This window comes from Photorhabdus sp. RM323S, assembly GCF_042879375.1.
GTDB lineage: Bacteria > Pseudomonadota > Gammaproteobacteria > Enterobacterales > Enterobacteriaceae > Photorhabdus > Photorhabdus tasmaniensis.
This window is the reverse complement of record NZ_JBHFKZ010000042.1, coordinates 24,516-44,799: the sequence shown is the minus strand read 5'-3', so window position 1 is coordinate 44,799 and position 20,284 is coordinate 24,516. Positions and strand designations below refer to the sequence as shown.

Here is a 20,284-nt window from a genome sequence, read left to right as displayed (position 1 = left end):
CAAGGGGCTGTATTTCAGATTGATTCTGGCCTGTCAAAGGTGTTATAAGCCAAGCTCTGAGTGAGAACCAAGACGGACAAGGCGCAATGTGTCCGCGTCTGGCTTCTGATAAATCAGTATCAAGTCAGGCTTTATATGACAATCTCGAAAATCCTTCCAATCACCAGAAAGAGCATGATCGCAATATTTCGGTTCTAACAAGCTATCAGAAGCCAATAATTCAATCACCGGCATAAATGCGTCATCAAGAATTTCACGATGCCGACCTTTCTTTTCTCTCTTGTAATCTCGCTTGAACTGGCTTGCGTAGTCAATCGTCCGCATTGAGATCGGTCATTAAATCTTTTACTGTGGAGAATGATTTACCGCAACCTTTGCGAGCTTCTTTCATTGCGGCTATTGTTGTCTCATTGGGAATCAAAGGCTCAAAAGGTAACACTTTTTCTCTTGCTACTCGCGTTAACATCATGCGAACGGCATCTGATACAGTTAGCCCCATAGCAGCCAGAACGGCAGCCGCCTCTGCTTTAATCTCACCATCAATACGGGTTTGTACTAGCTGGTTTGTAGCCATATAAGATCTCTCACTGAATTATAATTGAATTACATTGTAATTCAGTGAATGTTTGTCATCAACTTTAATGAGTAAAAAATGTCGGATATGTAAGCCGTCCTTGGCTTTTAAATTAGTACTTCCAGCTGTTTCCATGCTCATGAAGTTTTCTCTGTGAATGATGAGATAACCAGCTCTCTGAGCAAGTTCCATGAACGTGTTTAACGTCAAGACCTTCTCATCAGAATACAGTGTCTTTTGACTGACAACGGTTCCATTTTCGAAGGTCATTAAGATTTATCCGTTAAATGACAAGTCAGAAATCATCGAACTGTGATAGCTTCCAGTCTTACGAATTGCCGGTAGTATGACAACTGATAAATCCTGTCTTCCTCCAGGGGAGTAAGTTGAACTTACTCCCTTTTCATCATCATCCAGCGCAAGCAATGAAACGCGAGAATTGCTCAATCCGATGGCGTCACACACATCTTTAGCTACAAACCACGACTCACCATCTTTATTGATCACACGGATTTCATGAGGACCGAATTTGAACGTGATGAAATCGCTTTCGGCTTTAATTTTAGCTAATGCGCTCATACAGTCACCTCACCATACGTATGTTCGATTGTTTACCGTATTCGAATAACGTTGAGCCGCTACATGTACCTCTGGTTGCGGCATGTTCGCCAGCACTTTGGGGATGTAATCACGGGTTTCTTTTGGTGCAGCGCCCAGCCCTTTACGAAGCACATTTCCCTGCCCCCAATTATGGGGGATCGGGAGTCGTAGGTTCAAACCCTATCATGCCGACAAAATTTCCCCAGAAAAACCAACCAGTTATGGTTGGTTTTTTATTTGCGGGATTTAGCTCTGGTAAAATTATGGTAAAACTCCGATTTAAAACCTAGCATTTACCGTCATTAACAAACCATCTCCACTCACCCAAAAACATAAAACTACCTAATCAATTAGCATAAAGTCGGTTTTGAGTATTTTTATTCTGTCATTATGCTGCTCTCACTATGTAGTTAAATGCTATGTTGCGGGGGCGATTCTCTGAGGCTACAGGAACAACCCTTGCCGTGTTGAATCCAAAGCCGTATGGAGTATCCGTGTTAGAATTATTTACCGATTTGAAACTGCCATCTGTAGCTATTCCAAGCACTTGACTAGCATAAAAAGCGCCTCTTACTGCCAAATGATAGTTTGATGCTATCGTGCCAGCGAACGAACCCTGGATATTTCTGATGGCATCTCCCTGAGGAGTTAGAATTCTACGTCCACTATCAACACCTCGGCTATCATCCCAACCTCGAATAAATTCCCCTCTTAAATCAGGTAACCTACCATCAGGATAAGCTTCTGCTAATTTTGGAAATTTCAACTTATCAAAGACCGCACCATTACACTGCAACCACCCAGCAGGTGGTATCACAGTCGGCCAAGGAACAGGAATACCTACAGGAATATTAGAAATATTTGAAATTTTCTGCTCTAACGCTCTATTTAATTGCGCGGTGAGTTTAGCTATATCGCCATCATCCAGAACATCATCGCTAGATTGTTCCGCAATAAAATTAGCCATCACAGAGACTATTGTCGATGATTGGCGTAATGCCTTATTTAATACAGAAATAGAAATATTTTCTGGTGGAAAGCCTACCTGCAAATTTTGACTTTCTTCATATTTTTCTTGGCTAATTATATTAGCATCATTGCTAATAGAAAAAGCTTTAAAATCACTCTTGTGATTCATATACCTTCCTTAAACTAAATAATGTTATAATCAATATATTGAATTATTATAAAAATAATCCCCAATCCACACCAATCAAAGTTTAGTTCAGAAAAAGAATAATACGTGTTCTTATTGTTTATAAGGTTAACTGTTTTTTATTTCTTGAATTTTATTAAAACAAAAGCCAATCGGGAGAATTGATTTATTCTCCCTTGATTTGAAGACTATTGATCACAAAAGTTAAAATTTTAATCTAATTTCCTGACAGAGAGTGAGATCACTCACGAATATCTAAAACCCTACTCATGTAATAAGCGTCAGCATATCGACCATTGCGAAAAGCGTAACGTTTAGCGGTTCCTTCAATCTCAAACCCAAATTTTTTATATAATGCAATGGCAACATTATTGTCTGTGTATACCTCCAACTCTATACGTTCAATATTCAACCAATTATCACACATATTGAGCATAGCCTTCATCAATTCACTGCCAACACCACGTCCCTGATAATCAGCATGTATCCCCATACCAAAAGTAGCAATGTGGCGACGTCGCAAATTCTGACATATTTCTATACCTATCTGGCCCACAATTTTCCCATCAATACAGGCAACCAAACAGAAACACCCCTCAGGAAGATTCGTAATGCGCTTTACCCATGTTTCCAGAGAAGGATAGGGCAACTGCAAAGTATTACAGTAAACTTGCAGGTTAGCGTATAATTGATGAACTTGTTCACAATCGCTTTCTTCAATATGGCGAATCACTATATCCTTCACTTAAAAACTCCTGACTTTTAATTTGAGCATTAAGACTAACATAGATATTTTGCAGGAAGTATGGGGAAGCACTGATGAACTAGCGCCAACCGAGAGGCTCAAATTCGAATTTTCCGGATTTTTGTTATCTGTATATAAATAGCCATGGAAAATTATCAATCAATTACTCTATTTATTAAAAAGCTGTTCCATCGGGTAAACTATCTTCGCCTGCCACGGTGTTTACCCTCTGGAGGCAGATTACCTACAAACTCAATAAAAAAACCAATTTTTTAACCTTTATCACATCGTTAAGAAATGTACCGGCATTAAAACCCCCAAGCGTACCAAACACATCTTGATGCAACTACCTGCCCAAACTCTTTAGAATTGCGACTCAAAGTGCCAAGATTTGCCGCAGTAAAACCTGATAGTTGAATATTATTTATTTGCCAAATTGCTGTAGTAGTTCCACCACCACTATCTTGCTGACCAACTATAATAATTTTTTGTGGAAAAGGAATTGGGAAACTAACATTTATATTAGGATTGGTATATCCAGTAATATCAGATATTCCCCACTGAAATATTATCCCAGTATCACCACATTTCCACCAACCATTCTCTAATTTTAAGATTGTATTTTTAGTTCCTCTGGCATTGATTTGGTGGTCTATTTCTGCTTTGGTATATAATCCTATATCCACGGCATTCAAACTGATATCCGAGCTTAGCGCCTTCCCATTCACTTTCCGGGTATTAGGTACCCTACTATCAATATTTTCACGCAATGAATTTATTATTTCCTGAACAAGCTTTTGCGTAACCGCCAATGTATCGCTATTGCCAATCACATTTGTAAGCTGAACAACGCCTTTTTGGGTTAACGAGGCATCTGGAACTTTTGTTGTGGTTTTTTGTTCTAAAGCTCTATTTAATTGTGCGGTGAGTTTAGCTATATCCCCATCATCCAGAACATCATTACCAGATTGTGTCGCAATGAAATTGGCTACGACAGATGATATGATTGACGATTGACGCAATACTTTATTTAACAAATGAGTAGGAACATCATTTGTCGGAAACCCAGTCAGCAAATCCTTACTTTCTTCATATCTTCCCTGACTCGCTACATTAGCATTATTACTAATAGAAAAAGCTTTGAAATCATTCTTGGAACTCATATAAAATCCTTAAATTAAATAATGTTATTTTATAATTAATTCTATCTCTATTTAACAACAGTCAATTCAGAGACGTGTAAATTCAAATTCGGTTTTTTAGTTTCGCTCATAGAGAGCGAAATCTAGTGGTTGCAAAGCCAGGATCCATCTTTAACCAGCTGTGGATGCTACTGAGGTATAAACTGCCGGCAAAAATCATCAAATTTACAGTAAAACTCTTCTCAATTAGCAATGTCTGAAGATTCCCACGATCAGAGTCTTTACAAAAACTCTGATCGTGCCTTAAGTACTCGATCAGGTTAATTAAATATTCTTATAACTTATAATATTAACAATTTCTTATAATTGATTGCAATAAGCAACTCAATATCAAGAAATTATTCTCCTCTCCCCTCTCTTATTTCTTACCACAATTTTCCCATTTCAAGTTCAAAACTAAATCTCTCAGTATTTCAACATCAACAAAATCATTGTATAAATAGCCGATCTATTCAGACCATTTTCATTATTTCGGCTGTTCCGGCCACTTAACATCAGGGACTAATGAAATATCAACTCTGTTCAACATCACTCTATATTTCTTCCATGCTAATAAAGCCTCTTTTTCAGCTTCTGTAGCAATATCCAAGTCAACAGCATCTTGTAGTGGCGTGACGATATTATTAACTTTAGTCAGTAGTTGAAATTTCTCATGTTCTGCTTTCTTTATTAATTCTTCTTTAGTCGCAACATAAAGTAATATTTTCTGACCGTCAAATATCCATTTATCTTTGGTTTTCTTACCAAACCCTATAGGAGCATCATTCTTATTAATTTCTGCGACCGAAAAACCAAGTGGTGCAAGTTTAGATACATCAGTCGTTATTGCACGAATGAGACCTGTCGCATCATACATAATTTTTAATGTATCTATTGAAAATTGACTTTGAGAGCTATACCAATCATTGCCCTGCTTATCTTGAAGATAAAGCGCAAATTGAATAGTGTTTTCACTGTCAGGTATATATTGTTCAAATGGACCAACATTTATTAAACTCATTATCATTATCCTCGTACGATAGTGAACCATTGACCGTTACTAGAGAACTGCATAGGGCTAGAATAAAGCATCTCGGCAGAATCATCTCCATCTTTGCTATAAATCTCAGCACCAAGACGAACGCCAGTAATATAAGGATTATCCGATTCGACTTTCGTATGCTCTTCAATAGCATTAGCAGAAGGTTTATTTAACGTATTATATTCCTGAGCCCAAGGTGTCCATGGATTGTCATGAAACTGACTACGTGTATATACCCGGCTGCTATTATAAACGAAATAACGTTGAATGACCCCAGCTGCTTTCAATACAATAAGTGAACCTGCAAACGGTTCAGGATAATTACTGCCACTTTTAGCATGAGCATTAGACTCTTGATAATAAATGCCCGGTGTTTTGTAGCTATCTAAATTTGCACTGCCACCTAAATTAATCGCCTGTCCAGCCAAGATATCCTGAGAAGTAATATTAACATCCGAAGCTAAAGCTTTTCCATTTACTTTGCGGATCCCTGTAATATATCGAGCATCAGAGTCTGCTTTTGCATACGCTCCAACATCCTCAGCGGTAGGTTTATTTACCGCGTTATATTCTCTAACCCAAGGTGTCCATGGATTATCATGAAACTGGCTACGTGTATATACCCGACTGCTGTTATAGACGAAATAACGTTGAATAACCCCAGCCGCTTTCAACACGACGAGTGAACCCGCGAATGGCTCAGGGTAATTACTGCCATTTTTAGCATGAGCATTAGACTCTTGATAATAAATCCCTGGTGTTTTGTAGCTATCCAGGTTCGCACTACCGCCTAAATTAATCGCCTGGTCAGCCAAGATATCCTGAGAAGTAATATTGATATCCGCAGCTAAAATCTTTCCATTTACTTTGCGGATCCCTGTAATATATCGAGCATCAGAATCTGCTTTTGTATATGCTCCAACATCCTCAGCAGTAGGTTTATTCACTGCATTATATTCACTGATCCAAGGGGTCCATGGATTATCATGGAATTGGCTACGTGTATATACCCGACTGCTGTTATAGACGAAATAACGTTGAACGACCCCAGCCGCTTTCAATACAACAAGCGAACCCGCGAACGGCTCAGGATAACTATTGCCACTTTGAGCACTGGAATTATGTTCTTGATAATAAATCCCAGGTGTTTTGTAATTATCCAAATTCGCATTATTACCTAAATTAATCGCCTGCCCAGCAAAGATATCCTGAGAAGTAATATTGATATCTTCAGCTAATACTTTCCCGTTAATTTTTCTGGTATTATGTACTTTGGCATTAATATTGTCACGTAATGAATTTATTATTTCCTGAATAAGTTTTTGCGTAACAGCTAATGTGTCACTATTGCCCAATACATCAGTAAGCTGAACAACGCCTTTTTGTGTTAATGAGGCATTTGGCGCTTTTGTTGCAATTTCCTTTTCTAAAGCCCTATTTAATTGCTCAGTGAGTCTAGCTATATCACCATTATCTAAAACATCATCGCCAGATTGCGTCGCGATAAAATTAGCTATCATAGATGCCATTGTCGATGATTGACGTAATACCTTGTTTAACAGATCAGCAGGAATATCATTTAGCGTAAATCCAGTCTGCAAGCTCTGGTTTCCCTCATACTTTTCTTGACTCACTATATTAGCACTACTACCAATAGAAAAAGCTTTAAAATCATTCTTGGCACTCATATATACTCCTTAAATTGAATAGCATTATTCACAACCAATATGTTTAATAATTGTTAAAGCAATTCTTCATAATTTACGACAATCATAGTTTAGTTCATAAAAACAATAATAAAATGTTCTTATAACTTAGAAGAATAATCATTTTTGTATAATTAGAAGAAATAAACAACCAAACAAATCGCAACCAGAAATATATCCAAGACATTTATATTAATCACATGAAATTATTCCCTCTATTTCATATCTCAAACTGAATCTTTCAGTAGTGTAATTACAGAATCAATAAAATACTGTATGAATTGCCTACTTACTCAAGCCATTTTTATTATTTTGGTTGTTCGGGCCATTCCATATCAGGAGCAAGTGAAATATCAACTCTATTCAACATCACCCTATATTTCTTCCATGCCAGTAAAGCGGCTTTCTCTGCTTCGGTGGCAATACCTAAATCAACAGCATCTTGTAGTGGCGCCATTTTTGCACTGGCCTTAACCACTAATTGTTGCTTTTTTGATTCAGCATATTGCTTCATTTCTGCCTTTTTTTCTGCATTTAATCGCTCCGCATCATGATTACTCATCACCCATTTACCATTCCACTTATGATAATGTGACGGACGAGGCTGTTCTGTAAAACCATCGGGAATAATGATTTCTTTATTCTCCTGTGATTGGCCTGATTCAATATCGTAAATCATAATTCCTTTTTTATTTTCGACAAGTACCCATTGCCCTGATTTTTCACACGGCCAAAATCCTTCTTTAAATTTTGGTTCTATTCGTAAAGCATTCACCGGGGACTCACTACCCGGATTAGCATCAGCAACCCCAATAAAGGGTCGATGTGGTTTAATGTGATCAAAATAATAATTTATCATTACCTTATGATCCCAAATAAATTACGGGTATCATACTGATATTGAGCGGGCGATTTTCGTCTGCCGTTGGAACTACCCTTGAAGCATCAAAAGTGGCATAGGCAAATTTGGTAAATTCATCAGGAGCATTCTTTTTCATAATACTTATTTGGGAGGTCGCATTAACACCATAGAATGCTCCGCTGGTACGAGCAATAAACCCATCATGCCATAACCCCACATCACCTGTAATGTTTCTAATCGCATCGCCCTGTATCATACCAGGATTCAAGCCCGCACGCATAAATACCCCTCTCCCATCAACAAACAGATTAGGAAGGTTGATTTTATCACCATTTAGCTTAATTCCCCATGCTGCCTTATATGCATCTGATAAATTATTCAATGATCTACCAACAATTGAATCAATCGCATAAACATCACCATTCGCAATATACTCCCCTTTAGCCAAATCTGATGCTGGATGTGCAGATAAATAGATATCACCTGGGCGTTTTGCTCCGATATCAATTGCTGAAATCTCAATATCCTCAGTCAACGTTTTCCCGTTGACTTTTCGACTATCAGGTACTCTACTATTAATATCTGCAAGCAATGAGTTTACTATTTCTTGAACCAGCTTTTGCGTAACAGCCAATGTATCGCTATCACCAACCACATTGGTAAGCTGAACAATACCTTTTTGTATTAATGAAGCATTGGGAACGCCTGTTATGAATTTTTGTTCTAAGGCTTTATTTAATTGTAGCGTGAGTTTAGTTATATTACCGTCATCCAAAACATCCTCACCAGATTGTGACGCAATAAAATCAGCTACAACAGACGATATTGTTGAAGCTTGACGCAATACTTTATTTAATACATGAGTGGTAACAGTATATGGCGGGAATCCAGTCGGCAATTCTGAACTTACTTCATATAATTGCTGACTTACTACATTAGCATTATTACTAATAGAAAAAGCTTTAAAATCATTCTTAGGATTCATATATACTCCTTAAATTAAATAATATCATTTTATAATTAACATATTAAATCATTACTCGGGTGATTCATCACAATGCATGTCAATTAGAGTCTAGTTCAAAAAAAGAATAACAGAATGTTTTTATAACTTATAAGATTAACTATTTTTGTATAATTGACGGAAATAAAAAATAGACCAAAATCATTTTCATTTAATATTTTGAAATTATTATTCCATATCTATTTCATTTCTTAACTATATTTTTATGATAATGTTTCATGACTTCATTAGAATAAGTGAATAACATAACATTCACAAAGACTTTCTCATTTTAGTTAGTCTACCAGGAGGGATAAGAATAAACTTATTTTTATCGATATTTTATTAAATCAAAGCGCTGACTAAATAGCCAGCACTTTATCAACAGTCTATCAGGGTTCTATTTTTATTTCGGCTGTTCCGGCCACTCTATATCAGGCGCATGTGAAATATCAATCCTGTTCAACATAACTCTGTGTTCTTTCCATGCCAGTAAAGCGGCTTTTTCTGCTTCGGTGGCAATATTTAAATCAACAGCATCTTGCAAAGGGGCTAGCTGTTTATTGGCTTTTGACATGAGTCGTTGTTTTTGAGCCTCTGCCTGTTGCGCCAGTTGTTCTTGAGTCATCGGAGGAATATCACCCCATGCGGGTAAACCATTTTTATCCGCTATACGACATTTACCCTTCGGGGGAGTATTGCCAACAAACTCAATAAAAACCGATTCACTCACTTCTATTACATCATCGGGAAATGAACCAACGTCAATATAACTTTGTTTTAATTCTATCGGATAAAAAGCATTATTTTTTGCACTGTAGTAATACATAATTAGTACCCTATGGCTAAATATCTCACAACAGCACTTGCGAGAGCTCCACTAGCGTCACGGCATGTCACAATAAACTGAGATTTAGAGACAGCAGAAGCAGCACAACCAAAACCATAGTTACCAAAGTCGGAGTACGATGTGACTATTTGACAACAAGCATTGGGAAATGAAATCGGGAAATTTCTATAATCACTTTGATTCAGACTGCCAACTTCCTGACCCCATTGAATAATTATTCCAGTATCACCACATTTCCACCATCCATTTACTGAGAGCAGTGCTTTATTCCTATCAAATCCTGCTGTGATTTTTTTTCCCAAAGCGTTATCTAATTGCGTGGTAAGTTTAACTATGTCACCATCATCCAGAACATTATCACCAGATTGTGTCGTGATAAAATTAGCGATGACAGACGATATCGTTGACGACTGACGTAACACCTTATTTAACACATGAATGGGAATATTCTCTGGTGGAAACCCAGTCTGCAAACTCTGACTTTCTTCATATTTTTCTTGACTTATTACATTAGAATTATTATTAACAGAAAAAGCTTTAAAATCATTCTTAGCACTCATATACATTCCTTAAATTAAATAACATTATTTTATAAGCAATATATTTAATTACCGAAAAAAAATCTCCAGTAATTCATGTCAATCATAGTCTAGTTTAAATTAATAATAATGAAACATCTTTATAAATTAAATGATCAATTATTTTTATACGATTAGCAGGGATAAACAACCCAACACGTTGAAATTAAAAACATACCAAAATAAAACCTATCTATTGCATTCAAATTAAACTTCTAAATGTCATTCATCATTATTATATTCACCCAAGCACATCAATGTATTATTGCATAATTCACCAACCTAACTATTAATGTTAAGATTTTATATATTTATAAAAATATTTAGTTTATTTATCATTTAATACTAATATAACCACAAAATTAACTTGTTATTTTCATACCTCCGGCAAATATCAATATTTAATTTACCAAGGTAAATGCTAAGTTGAATTCCCCAGCTAAAAACCAGCATATATTCATTATCTCACTGGAAATAACAAAAAGTCTTATCTGCTTGAACACAAAAAATCTTACCTCACCGCATCTGTACCACCGATCAACGTTTCATCTTCGTAAGATGCAAGCTTCCTGCTACTTAAAGCACCATGCAAAATTATTTTAATCCTTAAAATAATTTTTAAAAACTACTTGACTCTGAAGTTTTTCTGATTAAAATCACTGCCATAATTTAGATTTTCGTGAAATAAATCACACTTTACCAATAAAGAGAACCCATCATGAAATCTGTTAAATCTTTTATCTCAAGTGTTCACAACGTTGTTATCTATCTATCAACACCCTGTTTTCTTTAAGTTTTTATCCGATGAGTGAAAGGCCAGTTTCGAACTGGCTTTTATGTTGCGAAGCGGGTCAAAATTCTTGGCCTAATGACCAAGAATATATAAAACAATAGTTAACTTATATTAATAACTTAATGCATCAAGAAGTCGTTTCTTCAATAATGCAAGATCATCCGTACTATTCTGAATCAGCAGAGTGAGATTAGCGACATCACTTTCCAGCGTTTCTATTCTCTCTTCCAGTTGCTTATTCTTTGCATCCAATAATATTTCAAGCTTTGCCGATTCAGCATGTAATTGCTGACCATTAACCGCGTCAGTACTGTGGTTTGAAATATCCCCGGCAGCAACATGCACAATTTTACGTTCATGGCCCGTTTTTCCTACAGAAACAACATTCGGTTTATTAGCAATTGAATCCGAACCTAATGCAACGCTCCCTTGTTCTGTTGCAGAAGAGTGTTGACCAATCGCCACTGCCTGAGCCGCACTAGCAGTTACTTTTTGCCCTAAAGCGATAGAAGCTAGGCCACTGGATATAGAATCAGCGCCAATCGCAATTGGCCAAACAACCTTCGCATCACCTTGTTTACCCGCAAGTTGATTTTGCCCAATCGCAATAGCTGCTTCACTGATTGTTTTAGAATTCCGGGGTGAAGCACCAATTGCGATAGAGTGTACTGCCGGCGCTTCTGCATGTCCAAGTACCACAGAATCTTTGCCGGTTGTTTGATCAGCTATATTGGTATTTTCAATAGACATATTATATCTCTTAATTTATAAGTTAAATAACTATGCTCTGTTTGAAACTTAATAATGAGCACCACAAAATATTGGATTACACCAACTCATTCCACACATTAAAATCCAAATTAACGTTAATTTTTCCATCGACAATATTAGATAGAATTTCCAACTTGTAAATAAATTAAAATTATTAGATTGTGGAATATATTTCATGGAATTTATTTAATGTATCATTAAGCTTTATGGAATATATACCCTATCAAGTTCATTACAATTAATTAGCTGGAAAAACATTATTTACATATATTTTCATCACTTCAAAAATAATATTTCCATATGATTAATCTCAGTAAAAATAAATAATGAAAGATTATTCACCCTCTATTATTTAGAGAAGAAAAATTAACATCCTATAAATGATAGGGAAAATTTAACCCCCCTTGAGAATATGTTTTACAGCACGCATTTCGCTGACCGTATCGGCCAATTCAATCAACGCAGGATGGCAATCCCGCCCGGTAATGATGACGGTCTGATCGATTGGTCGCTCGTTTAGTGCTTTGATAATTTCATCAAGCAACAGATAATCATTATTTATCATATAAGCTAATTCACTCAGCACCACCAATGATAACGCAGGATCACGCAACATGCGCAACGCATGTTGCCAAACACCCGTGCAAGCAGCAATTTCTTTAGCATGATTTTGTATTTCCCCTGTAAATTCTATCGGCATGAGTTGACACGCTAATCCATGTTGTTCCAGCAAAGCACCCTCACCGGCTGACCATTTTCCTTTAACAAACTGGATAACCCCGGCCTTTAATCCATGCCCCAACGCCCGCGTAACGGTTCCCATAGCGGCAGTTGTTTTCCCTTTACCATTGCCGGTATAGATGATTACGATCCCCCGGTGCTCCTGAGCGGCTGCCACTTGTGCCATGAATCTCTCTTTTTGCCGCTGCTTCCTCTGTTTATACTGCTCCTCACTCATTTTGCTCACTCCAATATGTTAGTCAGTCAAAGAGCGGCTATCTGTTTTGTTCGTATCTGCTTGAGATAACTCAGAGAACAGTGCTTCTGTCACACGATTAACTTGTTGACGATCTTGACTGATCAACGATTTCATTAACGGTTTACTGGTAAAAAATTGTTGCCAAAAGTGACGACGTGCCGCCAGATGATGAAAATGCTGTTTTACCCGCTGGCGAAGTGTCCCGCCGTAAGCAGCCAGACGGCCAAGATGCATCGGTAACAACCGTTCTAGTTTTTCACGCAATAACCTGACCAATACCGGTGCATTACCCCCGGAAGAGATAGCAATCACCAACGGCGAACGATTAATGACTGACGGCGTAATAAAACTTGCCTGCTGTGGTTCATCCACCACATTGCAGAAAATACGGCGCTCCGTCGCACATTCACTAACATAACCATTAACTACTGCATTATTGGTCGCAGCAATCACCAACCAACAGAGATCAAGCCAATGAGGCTCAAACTCACCACGGATCAGTGTCACTCGACCCGCATCTTCCCAAATCTGGAATTGCGCAGTGAATTCCCGTGCATTAACCCGCAGACGCGCACCGGCATCCAATAATAGACGCGCTTTGCGTTCAGCCACCTTACCTCCCCCAACCAACAGGCAAGTTTTATCCCGAATCTGACAAAACATCGGCAAATAATCCAGCATAATCCCCTCTCCTCAGCTAACGTACGCCACCCGGTATCATCGTCAGCAAATGCTGACGCGGATAAAAACGGGTGATGCCCCGGTGTCTTAGCCACCAACACAGGTACTCAACATCATGATGATGACGATCACACAGCAACCCTACAACGCTACCGCTATGAGCAACATTCAACCCGTAGATCCCACTGCGTTCTACCAATTCCAGCAAGCGGTCAAATGCCGGTTTTACCAACAGTTTTTGACTCGCCTGCGCACTGAGCGTCGTGGCCTCCCCCAACCGCAGGCAATCCCGTGTAGCCACCGCCTGACAAAATAGCCGCCAGGACTGCGCCAGCACTGAGGCGCTTTCCAGCAATGTCTGATGTCGATCCAAACGATGATAATCAGCCGTAATCAACGTTTCCGGGCTTTCCAGTAGCAAAATGTCCACCGGCGGCTGCCAGCCACATGCAATTTGAGTCGCGCCCGTTTGATGATCGAACAAGGTAAGATGACTGAACAGCGTACTATCTGTGGGTTCCAGCTGTACGCAAAACCGGGCAAGGGTTGTTTCATCCAGTGTTTTTCCCAAATAACGCGCCGTCGCCAGTGCCGTAGCGGCAATATCTGCGGTACTGCTTGCCAGCCCTTTAGCCACCGGGATCGTAGAGGTAAAAGAAATACGTAAACTCCGCGCCATATCTACCGACAGACCAAAGTACGCCAGTACAGCTTTCATCATTTGCCGCATACGGGGACGTTCATGTTTCCCCGGTACGCCATCGGTAACAGAAACCTCGCTGAACCAGTTCACCGGGCAGGAGATCAACTTCTCACCACCAAGAATCCATCCTTGAATAAGTTCACCGCACGATGCGGGACAGCGGGCTTCAGCCATAACCCAATACCTGACGTAACGCCAATACCAGCCGATGATTATCATGCTCACCCTTTATGGCAACCCGGTAATGCGCAGCGCTCAAGCCTGGATAGTTAGCGCAATGACGGATAAGTATCCGGTGTTTCAGCAACGCTTGCTGGAGATCGATTTCCGGGCGCAGACAACGCAAGAAAATATAATTCGCCGCGGGAGGCCAGACACATAATTCCGGCAACGCAGCTAATGCCTGATAGAACCAACGTTGCTGCTGTGCCAGCCAACGGTGTGTTGCCTGAATGTAAGCCTTATCATTGAGAATGATTTCACCAGCCAATGCCGCAAAAGCATTAATGGTCCACGGCTCCCGCCAGCATTTCATCTCCCGAATACCTGCTACATCACCGCTGACCAGATAGCCAAGACGTAATCCCGGAATAGCAAAAAACTTCGTTAATGAACGTAAAATATAGAGGTGAGGATAATGGGCTATCTTGGGGATCAGTCCGGCAGCATCCGGGAGAAAATCAATAAACGCTTCATCGACAATCAGCGCGATATTATGTTGGTAGCAACGTTCAAGCACCGCCTGTAATAGTTCCGCATCCGGCATTAGGCCGGTTGGGTTATTTGGTGTGGCAAGAAACAAGCAATCCGGGCGACAACGATCCAATGCCACCAGCAAACGCTCATCAGGCTGATAACCCTCGGTTTCACTCATCACATAATCATCAATCTGGCAACCCACCCGCTGTAAAGCGCGCCGATATTCAGCAAATCCTGGAATCAATAGCATGGCACGGCGCGGCTTAAGATAATTCACTACCGCATAAATCAGTTCAGTGGCACCATTACCCGCTATCAGGTTTTCGGCGGTGCAGTGATGAACATGTGCCAGCGCTGCATGTAATCGGCGATATTCGGTATCAGGATAGCATTCTGCACGTTGCAACTGGTCGATAATCGCCGCTTTCAGGGAGACCGGCATTCCCAGCGGGTTAATGTTAGCGCTGAAATCCGTTATTTCCTCTGCTGTCACACCGATTTTCTGCGCCATTTCCAGCACATTGCCACCATGTTCGCTCATCAAATGTCAAATCCAGATGTTGAATAGAGAATCAAAGTGCCATCAGTGATGAAACGGAAGCCAGCAACAAACGTTCCCGGCGACAAGCCAATGTTTCCCGCAGACGCACCACATCACCAATAACAATCAATGCCGGAGCAGTCAATCCCTGAGCGGCCACTTGCTGTGCCAGCGTTAGCAAAGTTGCACTGGCTACTTGCTGTTGCTGGTGGCTGGCATACATCACCACCGCCGCCGGTGTCGTCGGTGCTTTACCGCCTGCAATCAGTTGCTCACAAATGCTCGCCAGTTGCGTCATTCCCATCAAGATCACCAGCGTGCCCTCCAGCTTTGCCAGTGTCGCCCAATCCTGCGGCTCATTTCCCTGACGCAGATGGCCGGTAATAACATGAAAACCTGAAGCATAATCACGATGAGTCACAGGGATCCCAGCACAAGCCAAACCACCAATTGATGAACTGATACCCGGTACGACTTCAAAAGGGATCTTCGCCAGTGCCAATGCTTCGGCCTCTTCGCCACCACGGCCAAATACGTAAGGATCGCCCCCTTTTAACCGGACGACATTTAACCCCTGTTGCGCGCACTCGACCAGGATCTGATTAATTTGCCGTTGCGGCACCGGGTGGTAATTCGGCGTTTTGCCGACGTTAATCATTTTGCAGCTATCAGGGGCTTCTAATAACAGATCCGGGCTGACTAACCGATCATACACCAGCGCATCAGCCTGACGGATACAATGTAATCCTCTGACAGTAATCAATGCCGCATCACCAGGACCAGCACCGACCAACCAAACTTTTCCGCTATTCATCATCTTTCTCACCCTGTAACGAAAGTCTGTTGGAAGATATATTACCGATAGCCAGCAACACGATATGGTGTGAGATCAATAATTCTTCACTTTTATTGATGTATTGATGATGGCAATCTGTTCTGGCACATTGCGACTTTATCTGTTTGTTTCTCCTGGTAACTTAGCCCTTCACCTTGTCCCTACACCATTTTTATTACAACCCTTCATGTTTTTGTGATTACCGTTGACTTTCTGACCAAATTGCTGACATCTGATACTGATTTATAGAAAAAAATGCCAACATACGCCTTATTACAGACAAGAGGTGTAGCTATGGAGGCCAAAGAGTTATTTAGTGTCGGTATTGACATCGGCACCACCACCACACAAGTGATCTTTTCGTGTCTGTCGCTGGTGAACCGTGCAGCAATATCACAAGTGCCACGCTATGAGTTTGTCCGACGCGAGATTATCTGGCAAAGCCCAGTGTTATTTACTCCCGTGGATTTCGCCGGACAACTGCGTGAAGACGAACTGCTCAACTTAATTCAAGCACAATATCAGGCAGCAGGCATCGATCCGAAAAACATCGATTCCGGGGCGGTGATCATTACTGGTGAAACCGCTAAAACCAGTAACGCACGTCCTGCGGTCATGACACTGGCCCAGAAACTGGGGGATTTTGTTGTAGCAACAGCGGGGCCACATCTGGAATCCGTGATTGCTGGTTTTGGTGCTGGCGCTCAGGCACTGTCACAACAGAAAATGGCCAAAGTGCTCAACATTGACATTGGCGGCGGCACAGCAAACTATGCGCTGTTCGATGCCGGACGACTGGTCGCCTCCGCTTGCCTGAATGTCGGCGGCCGCTTATTGGAAACCGATCCTCAAGGAAAAGTCTTACGGGCACATCCACCCGGAACACTCATCGTTCATTCTCTGTTTGGTGAAAACACCGATGTTCAACATCTGACAGCCACACAAATACAACAGATTGCCGCCCGAATGTCACAGTTGCTATGGGAAGTCGCCGTCGGACATCTCACCCCACTGGCACAGCAATTGCTGATGACTGAACCACTGCCAAACTGTGACGAACTCTATGCTGTCACCCTCTCCGGCGGTGTAGGGGAATGTTATCGTCAAGCATCGGACAGTGATCTATTCCGGTTTCATGATTTAGGGCCACTGCTGGCACAAGCTATCCATCGTGATAATAATTTCGCCAAACTGCCGCTGCAAATACCAAAACAGACCGTACGCGCTACCGTCATTGGTGCCGGCGCGCATACATTATCATTATCCGGTAGCACTATCTGGCTTGATACGCTGTCATTGCCACTGTGCAACATCCCCGTGGTTCATCCTGGAACAGAGGTCACTGAATCACTGGCAGAAGCCTGGCGGCAAGCACTGACACAAATGGACCTTGACCCACAACAAGATCTGTATGCCCTGGCTCTGCCCGATGCCCTGCCAGTCAATTATGCCGCAGTACAAACATGCATCACCGCTTTACAGGATTTTACCGAACGTTATCCCTCTTCCCATCCGCTGCTGATAGTTGCCGGCCAGGACTTTGGTAAAGCACTGGGGATGCTGCTGCATCCTCTGATGGAAGAACGGCCACTGGCGGTAATCGACGAAGTGATTACCCACACCGGAGATTATATCGATATTGGGGTTCCATTATTTGGTGGCGCCGTCGTTCCCGTTACCATCAAATCACTGGCTTTTCCTTCCTAAGAGAGCGTAAACATGAAATTGAAAACTCAGCTTTTTGGTAAAACCTATCAGTTTAAAGATGTCAAACAGGTGCTGGCAATGGCTAACGAATTACGTTCCGGGGATGTGCTGGCTGGGGTGGCGGCCGAAAGTTCCCAACAACGGGTAGCGGCTAAACATGTCCTGTCGGAAATGACGATAGCGGATATCCGTATGAATCCGGTTATTCCCTATGAAGAAGATTGTGTTACCCGCATTATTCAGGATGACATTAATGAAATTGCCTACACTCGCATAAAAAACTGGCGCATTGGCGAACTACGTGAATATATATTGAGCGATGACACCAGCGTGGATGATATTGCCTTTCTGCGTAAAGGGATAAGTTCTGAGGTTGTCGCAGCCGTGGCAAAAATCAGCTCCAATGCCGATCTGATTTATGGTGCGAAAAAAATGCCGGTGATCAAAAAAGCCAATACCACCATCGGCACGCCGGGAACGTTCAGCGCCCGCCTTCAACCCAACGATACCCGCGACGAAGTACAAAGCATTCTGGCCCAAATTTACGAAGGGTTATCATTTGGCGTTGGTGATGCCGTCATCGGCGTTAACCCGGTAACGGACGATGTAGAAAACCTCACCCGCGTGCTGGATACCCTCTATGAGGTGATCGACAAATTCGCCATCCCAACCCAAGGCTGTGTTTTATCCCATGTCACCACTCAGATAGAAGCCATTAAGCGTGGTGCGCCGGGCGGTTTAATTTTCCAAAGTATCTGCGGCAGTGAAAAAGGGCTAAAAGAGTTTGGCGTAGAATTGGCTATGTTAGATGAAGCGCGTGCCGTTGGTGCGGAATATTGCCGTCTTGCTGGCGATAACTGCCTGTATCTTGAAACTGGACAAGGCTCTGCCCTCTCCGCCGGTGCTCACTTTGGCGCTGATCAAGTGACAATGGAAGCACGAAACTACGGTTTGGCACGCCATTATGACCCATTTCTAGTGAATACCGTTGTCGGTTTCATTGGGCCGGAATACCTCTACAATGATCGCCAGATTATCCGCGCCGGACTGGAAGATCACTTTATGGGAAAACTCAGCGGTGTCTCAATGGGATGTGACTGCTGCTATACCAATCATGCAGATTCCGATCAGAACCAGAATGAAAACTTGATGATCCTGCTGGCAACCGCAGGGTGTAACTTCATCATGGGAATGCCGCTCGGCGATGACATTATGCTCAACTACCAAACATCCGCTTTCCACGATACCGCCACTATCCGCCATCTGCTCAATTTGCGCCCATCACCAGAGTTTGAACGCTGGCTGGAAAACATGGGGATCATGGCAAATGGGCGCTTAACATCACGCGCAGGTGATGCGTCGTTCTTTTTTTGATTCCTCGTTGAGATAAATCACATGAACCAAAAACAAATTGAAGAAAATGTAAGCAATGTGGTATCTGGTCAGGAATCACATGCATCTCCTGAAATCACTGACGAAGCTGAAAGCTGTACACTGGACTTAGGCTCCCTGGAAGCCAAGCAGTGGATTGGTGTACAAAACCCGAACCGTATGGAAGTCCTACAGGAATTACGCCGCAGTACCGTATCAAGAGTATGTACCGGTCGCAGTGGTCCACGTCCGCGAACCCAGGCATTACTGCGTTTTCTGGCTGACCACTCCCGTTCCAAGGATACGGTGCTGAAAGAAGTTCCTGCCGAATGGGTACAAAAACAGGGGTTGTTGGAAGTGCAATCTCAAATCAGTGACAAAAACCGCTATCTGACCCGCCCCGATCTGGGGAGAAAACTCAGCGCCAACGCCATAGAAACCCTGCTGACACAATGTAAAACAGCTCCTGACGTACAAGTTGTTATCTCCGATGGCCTCTCTACTGATGCTATTATTTCCAACTATGAAGATATTCTGCCACCTTTGCTGAAAGGGCTGGAACAAGCAGGATTGTGTATCGGCACGCCGTTCTTTGTGCGCTATGGCCGCGTTAAAATCGAAGATCAGATTGGCGAATTACTGAAAGCTAAAGTGGTTATCTTACTCATTGGGGAACGTCCCGGACTGGGACAATCGGAAAGCCTCTCCTGCTACGCTGTTTATAAACCAACCGTAGAAAAAACCGTTGAAGCGGATCGCACTTGTATCTCCAACATTCACCGGGGCGGAACACCGCCAATCGAAGCCGCAGCAATTATTGTCGATTTAGCGAAAAATATGCTGGCACAACAAGCCTCCGGCATTGCTCTTAGCCGTTAATGGAAACTGATTATTCCAGCATCATAAA

General features: G+C 41.5%; 20 protein-coding genes, 1 tRNA gene and 2 pseudogenes. 4 read left to right on the top strand and 19 right to left on the bottom strand.

Annotated features, from left to right (window positions below):
• Nucleotides 1-42: 42 nt before the first annotated feature.
• The 4 genes and pseudogenes from ACGF7G_RS16175 to ACGF7G_RS16160 form a co-directional block, all read right to left on the bottom strand.
• Nucleotides 43-324 carry a type II toxin-antitoxin system YafQ family toxin gene (locus ACGF7G_RS16175; protein WP_133812542.1) on the bottom strand — a complete coding sequence of 94 codons (282 nt, stop codon included), beginning with the start codon at nucleotides 322-324 and terminating at the stop codon, nucleotides 43-45.
• On the bottom strand, nucleotides 311-574 hold the full coding sequence (locus ACGF7G_RS16170) for a type II toxin-antitoxin system RelB/DinJ family antitoxin (RefSeq protein ID WP_133812541.1): 264 nt from the start codon (nucleotides 572-574) through the stop codon (nucleotides 311-313). The genes ACGF7G_RS16175 and ACGF7G_RS16170 overlap by 14 nt, the downstream gene beginning before the upstream one ends.
• Nucleotides 575-592: 18 nt before the next feature.
• Nucleotides 593-844, bottom strand: a complete 252-nt coding sequence (locus tag ACGF7G_RS16165) for a hypothetical protein (RefSeq protein ID WP_387466805.1) — start codon at nucleotides 842-844, stop codon at nucleotides 593-595.
• Between the two features lie 78 nt (nucleotides 845-922).
• Nucleotides 923-1,153 (bottom strand): annotated as a pseudogene (locus tag ACGF7G_RS16160) (Bro-N domain-containing protein); the annotation flags it as partial.
• Between the two features lie 78 nt (nucleotides 1,154-1,231).
• Between ACGF7G_RS16160 and ACGF7G_RS16155 the strand changes: the two are divergent.
• Nucleotides 1,232-1,366: transfer RNA gene (locus ACGF7G_RS16155), tRNA-OTHER, on the top strand.
• 196 nt (nucleotides 1,367-1,562) lie between these two features.
• On the opposite strand, the gene ACGF7G_RS16150 is transcribed toward ACGF7G_RS16155, so the two are convergent.
• The 15 genes and pseudogenes from ACGF7G_RS16150 to cobA all read right to left on the bottom strand — a co-directional run bounded on the left by ACGF7G_RS16150 (nucleotide 1,563) and on the right by cobA (nucleotide 16,278).
• Nucleotides 1,563-2,312 (bottom strand): phage tail protein, encoded by a 750-nt coding sequence (locus ACGF7G_RS16150; RefSeq protein ID WP_387466804.1) that lies wholly within the window; start codon nucleotides 2,310-2,312, stop codon nucleotides 1,563-1,565.
• A gap of 259 nt (nucleotides 2,313-2,571) precedes the next feature.
• Entirely contained in the window at nucleotides 2,572-3,075 is a 504-nt protein-coding gene (locus ACGF7G_RS16145; protein ID WP_133812538.1) for a GNAT family N-acetyltransferase, read from the bottom strand.
• 308 nt (nucleotides 3,076-3,383) lie between these two features.
• Complete coding sequence (locus ACGF7G_RS16140; RefSeq protein WP_387466802.1) at nucleotides 3,384-4,238, bottom strand: tail fiber protein; 855 nt, start codon at nucleotides 4,236-4,238, stop codon at nucleotides 3,384-3,386.
• A 505-nt stretch (nucleotides 4,239-4,743) separates the two neighbouring features.
• Nucleotides 4,744-5,277 carry a tail fiber assembly protein gene (locus ACGF7G_RS16135; protein ID WP_387466801.1) on the bottom strand — a complete coding sequence of 178 codons (534 nt, stop codon included), beginning with the start codon at nucleotides 5,275-5,277 and terminating at the stop codon, nucleotides 4,744-4,746.
• A 5-nt stretch (nucleotides 5,278-5,282) separates the two neighbouring features.
• Nucleotides 5,283-6,986 (bottom strand): tail fiber protein, encoded by a 1,704-nt coding sequence (locus ACGF7G_RS16130; protein WP_387466799.1) that lies wholly within the window; start codon nucleotides 6,984-6,986, stop codon nucleotides 5,283-5,285.
• Nucleotides 6,987-7,311: 325 nt separating this feature from the next.
• The gene (locus tag ACGF7G_RS16125; RefSeq protein ID WP_387466798.1) at nucleotides 7,312-7,863 is read right to left on the bottom strand and encodes a tail fiber assembly protein; all 552 of its coding nucleotides are present in this window, start codon (nucleotides 7,861-7,863) and stop codon (nucleotides 7,312-7,314) included.
• 4 nt (nucleotides 7,864-7,867) lie between these two features.
• Nucleotides 7,868-8,851: a tail fiber protein gene (locus ACGF7G_RS16120; protein WP_387466797.1), complete on the bottom strand. Its 984-nt coding sequence runs from the start codon at nucleotides 8,849-8,851 to the stop codon at nucleotides 7,868-7,870.
• Nucleotides 8,852-9,275: 424 nt separating this feature from the next.
• Complete coding sequence (locus tag ACGF7G_RS16115) at nucleotides 9,276-9,698, bottom strand: tail fiber assembly protein (RefSeq protein WP_387466796.1); 423 nt, start codon at nucleotides 9,696-9,698, stop codon at nucleotides 9,276-9,278.
• Between the two features lie 2 nt (nucleotides 9,699-9,700).
• Nucleotides 9,701-10,279 carry a phage tail protein gene (locus ACGF7G_RS16110; RefSeq protein ID WP_387466795.1) on the bottom strand — a complete coding sequence of 193 codons (579 nt, stop codon included), beginning with the start codon at nucleotides 10,277-10,279 and terminating at the stop codon, nucleotides 9,701-9,703.
• 922 nt (nucleotides 10,280-11,201) lie between these two features.
• Nucleotides 11,202-11,840 (bottom strand): hypothetical protein, encoded by a 639-nt coding sequence (locus ACGF7G_RS16105; protein ID WP_133812532.1) that lies wholly within the window; start codon nucleotides 11,838-11,840, stop codon nucleotides 11,202-11,204.
• Nucleotides 11,841-12,255: 415 nt separating this feature from the next.
• Nucleotides 12,256-12,819, bottom strand: a complete 564-nt coding sequence (cobO, locus tag ACGF7G_RS16100; protein WP_387466794.1) for a cob(I)yrinic acid a,c-diamide adenosyltransferase — start codon at nucleotides 12,817-12,819, stop codon at nucleotides 12,256-12,258.
• 69 nt (nucleotides 12,820-12,888) lie between these two features.
• A pseudogene (locus ACGF7G_RS16095) lies at nucleotides 12,889-13,518 on the bottom strand (NAD(P)-dependent oxidoreductase); the annotation flags it as partial.
• A 19-nt stretch (nucleotides 13,519-13,537) separates the two neighbouring features.
• Nucleotides 13,538-14,398, bottom strand: a complete 861-nt coding sequence (locus tag ACGF7G_RS16090; protein ID WP_387466793.1) for a GHMP kinase — start codon at nucleotides 14,396-14,398, stop codon at nucleotides 13,538-13,540.
• A complete protein-coding gene (gene cobD / locus ACGF7G_RS16085) occupies nucleotides 14,391-15,464 on the bottom strand; it encodes a threonine-phosphate decarboxylase CobD (protein WP_387466792.1) in 1,074 nt (357 codons plus the stop codon). The genes ACGF7G_RS16090 and cobD overlap by 8 nt, the downstream gene beginning before the upstream one ends.
• A 31-nt stretch (nucleotides 15,465-15,495) precedes the next feature.
• Complete coding sequence (gene cobA / locus ACGF7G_RS16080) at nucleotides 15,496-16,278, bottom strand: uroporphyrinogen-III C-methyltransferase (protein ID WP_387466808.1); 783 nt, start codon at nucleotides 16,276-16,278, stop codon at nucleotides 15,496-15,498.
• 315 nt (nucleotides 16,279-16,593) lie between these two features.
• Between cobA and eutA the strand changes: the two genes are divergently transcribed.
• The 3 genes from eutA to eutC are packed head-to-tail and all read left to right on the top strand — an operon-like array spanning nucleotide 16,594 to nucleotide 20,256.
• Nucleotides 16,594-18,006, top strand: a complete 1,413-nt coding sequence (gene eutA / locus ACGF7G_RS16075) for an ethanolamine ammonia-lyase reactivating factor EutA (protein WP_387466807.1) — start codon at nucleotides 16,594-16,596, stop codon at nucleotides 18,004-18,006.
• 12 nt (nucleotides 18,007-18,018) lie between these two features.
• Nucleotides 18,019-19,380, top strand: coding sequence for an ethanolamine ammonia-lyase subunit EutB (locus ACGF7G_RS16070; RefSeq protein ID WP_133812527.1), 1,362 nt, complete (start codon nucleotides 18,019-18,021; stop codon nucleotides 19,378-19,380).
• Between the two features lie 21 nt (nucleotides 19,381-19,401).
• Entirely contained in the window at nucleotides 19,402-20,256 is an 855-nt protein-coding gene (eutC, locus tag ACGF7G_RS16065) for an ethanolamine ammonia-lyase subunit EutC (protein WP_387466791.1), read from the top strand.
• The last annotated feature ends 28 nt before the right edge of the window (nucleotides 20,257-20,284 follow it).

Bases quoted from the DNA above. Each gene is read 5' to 3' on its own strand.
- eutA (WP_387466807.1), top strand. From the start codon at position 16,594: ATGGAGGCCAAAGAGTTATTTAGTGTCGGTATTGACATCGGCACCACC.
- ACGF7G_RS16135 (WP_387466801.1), bottom strand. From the start codon at position 5,277: ATGAGTTTAATAAATGTTGGTCCATTTGAACAATATATACCTGACAGT.
- ACGF7G_RS16125 (WP_387466798.1), bottom strand. From the start codon at position 7,863: ATGATAAATTATTATTTTGATCACATTAAACCACATCGACCCTTTATT.
- ACGF7G_RS16140 (WP_387466802.1), bottom strand. From the start codon at position 4,238: ATGAGTTCCAAGAATGATTTCAAAGCTTTTTCTATTAGTAATAATGCT.
- ACGF7G_RS16120 (WP_387466797.1), bottom strand. From the start codon at position 8,851: ATGAATCCTAAGAATGATTTTAAAGCTTTTTCTATTAGTAATAATGCT.
- eutC (WP_387466791.1), top strand. From the start codon at position 19,402: ATGAACCAAAAACAAATTGAAGAAAATGTAAGCAATGTGGTATCTGGT.
- ACGF7G_RS16170 (WP_133812541.1), bottom strand. From the start codon at position 574: ATGGCTACAAACCAGCTAGTACAAACCCGTATTGATGGTGAGATTAAA.
- ACGF7G_RS16175 (WP_133812542.1), bottom strand. From the start codon at position 324: ATGCGGACGATTGACTACGCAAGCCAGTTCAAGCGAGATTACAAGAGA.
- ACGF7G_RS16090 (WP_387466793.1), bottom strand. From the start codon at position 14,398: ATGGCTGAAGCCCGCTGTCCCGCATCGTGCGGTGAACTTATTCAAGGA.
- ACGF7G_RS16130 (WP_387466799.1), bottom strand. From the start codon at position 6,986: ATGAGTGCCAAGAATGATTTTAAAGCTTTTTCTATTGGTAGTAGTGCT.
- ACGF7G_RS16070 (WP_133812527.1), top strand. From the start codon at position 18,019: ATGAAATTGAAAACTCAGCTTTTTGGTAAAACCTATCAGTTTAAAGAT.
- ACGF7G_RS16165 (WP_387466805.1), bottom strand. From the start codon at position 844: ATGACCTTCGAAAATGGAACCGTTGTCAGTCAAAAGACACTGTATTCT.
- cobA (WP_387466808.1), bottom strand. From the start codon at position 16,278: ATGAATAGCGGAAAAGTTTGGTTGGTCGGTGCTGGTCCTGGTGATGCG.
- ACGF7G_RS16115 (WP_387466796.1), bottom strand. From the start codon at position 9,698: ATGTATTACTACAGTGCAAAAAATAATGCTTTTTATCCGATAGAATTA.
- cobO (WP_387466794.1), bottom strand. From the start codon at position 12,819: ATGAGTGAGGAGCAGTATAAACAGAGGAAGCAGCGGCAAAAAGAGAGA.
- ACGF7G_RS16150 (WP_387466804.1), bottom strand. From the start codon at position 2,312: ATGAATCACAAGAGTGATTTTAAAGCTTTTTCTATTAGCAATGATGCT.
- cobD (WP_387466792.1), bottom strand. From the start codon at position 15,464: ATGAGCGAACATGGTGGCAATGTGCTGGAAATGGCGCAGAAAATCGGT.
- ACGF7G_RS16105 (WP_133812532.1), bottom strand. From the start codon at position 11,840: ATGTCTATTGAAAATACCAATATAGCTGATCAAACAACCGGCAAAGAT.
- ACGF7G_RS16110 (WP_387466795.1), bottom strand. From the start codon at position 10,279: ATGAGTGCTAAGAATGATTTTAAAGCTTTTTCTGTTAATAATAATTCT.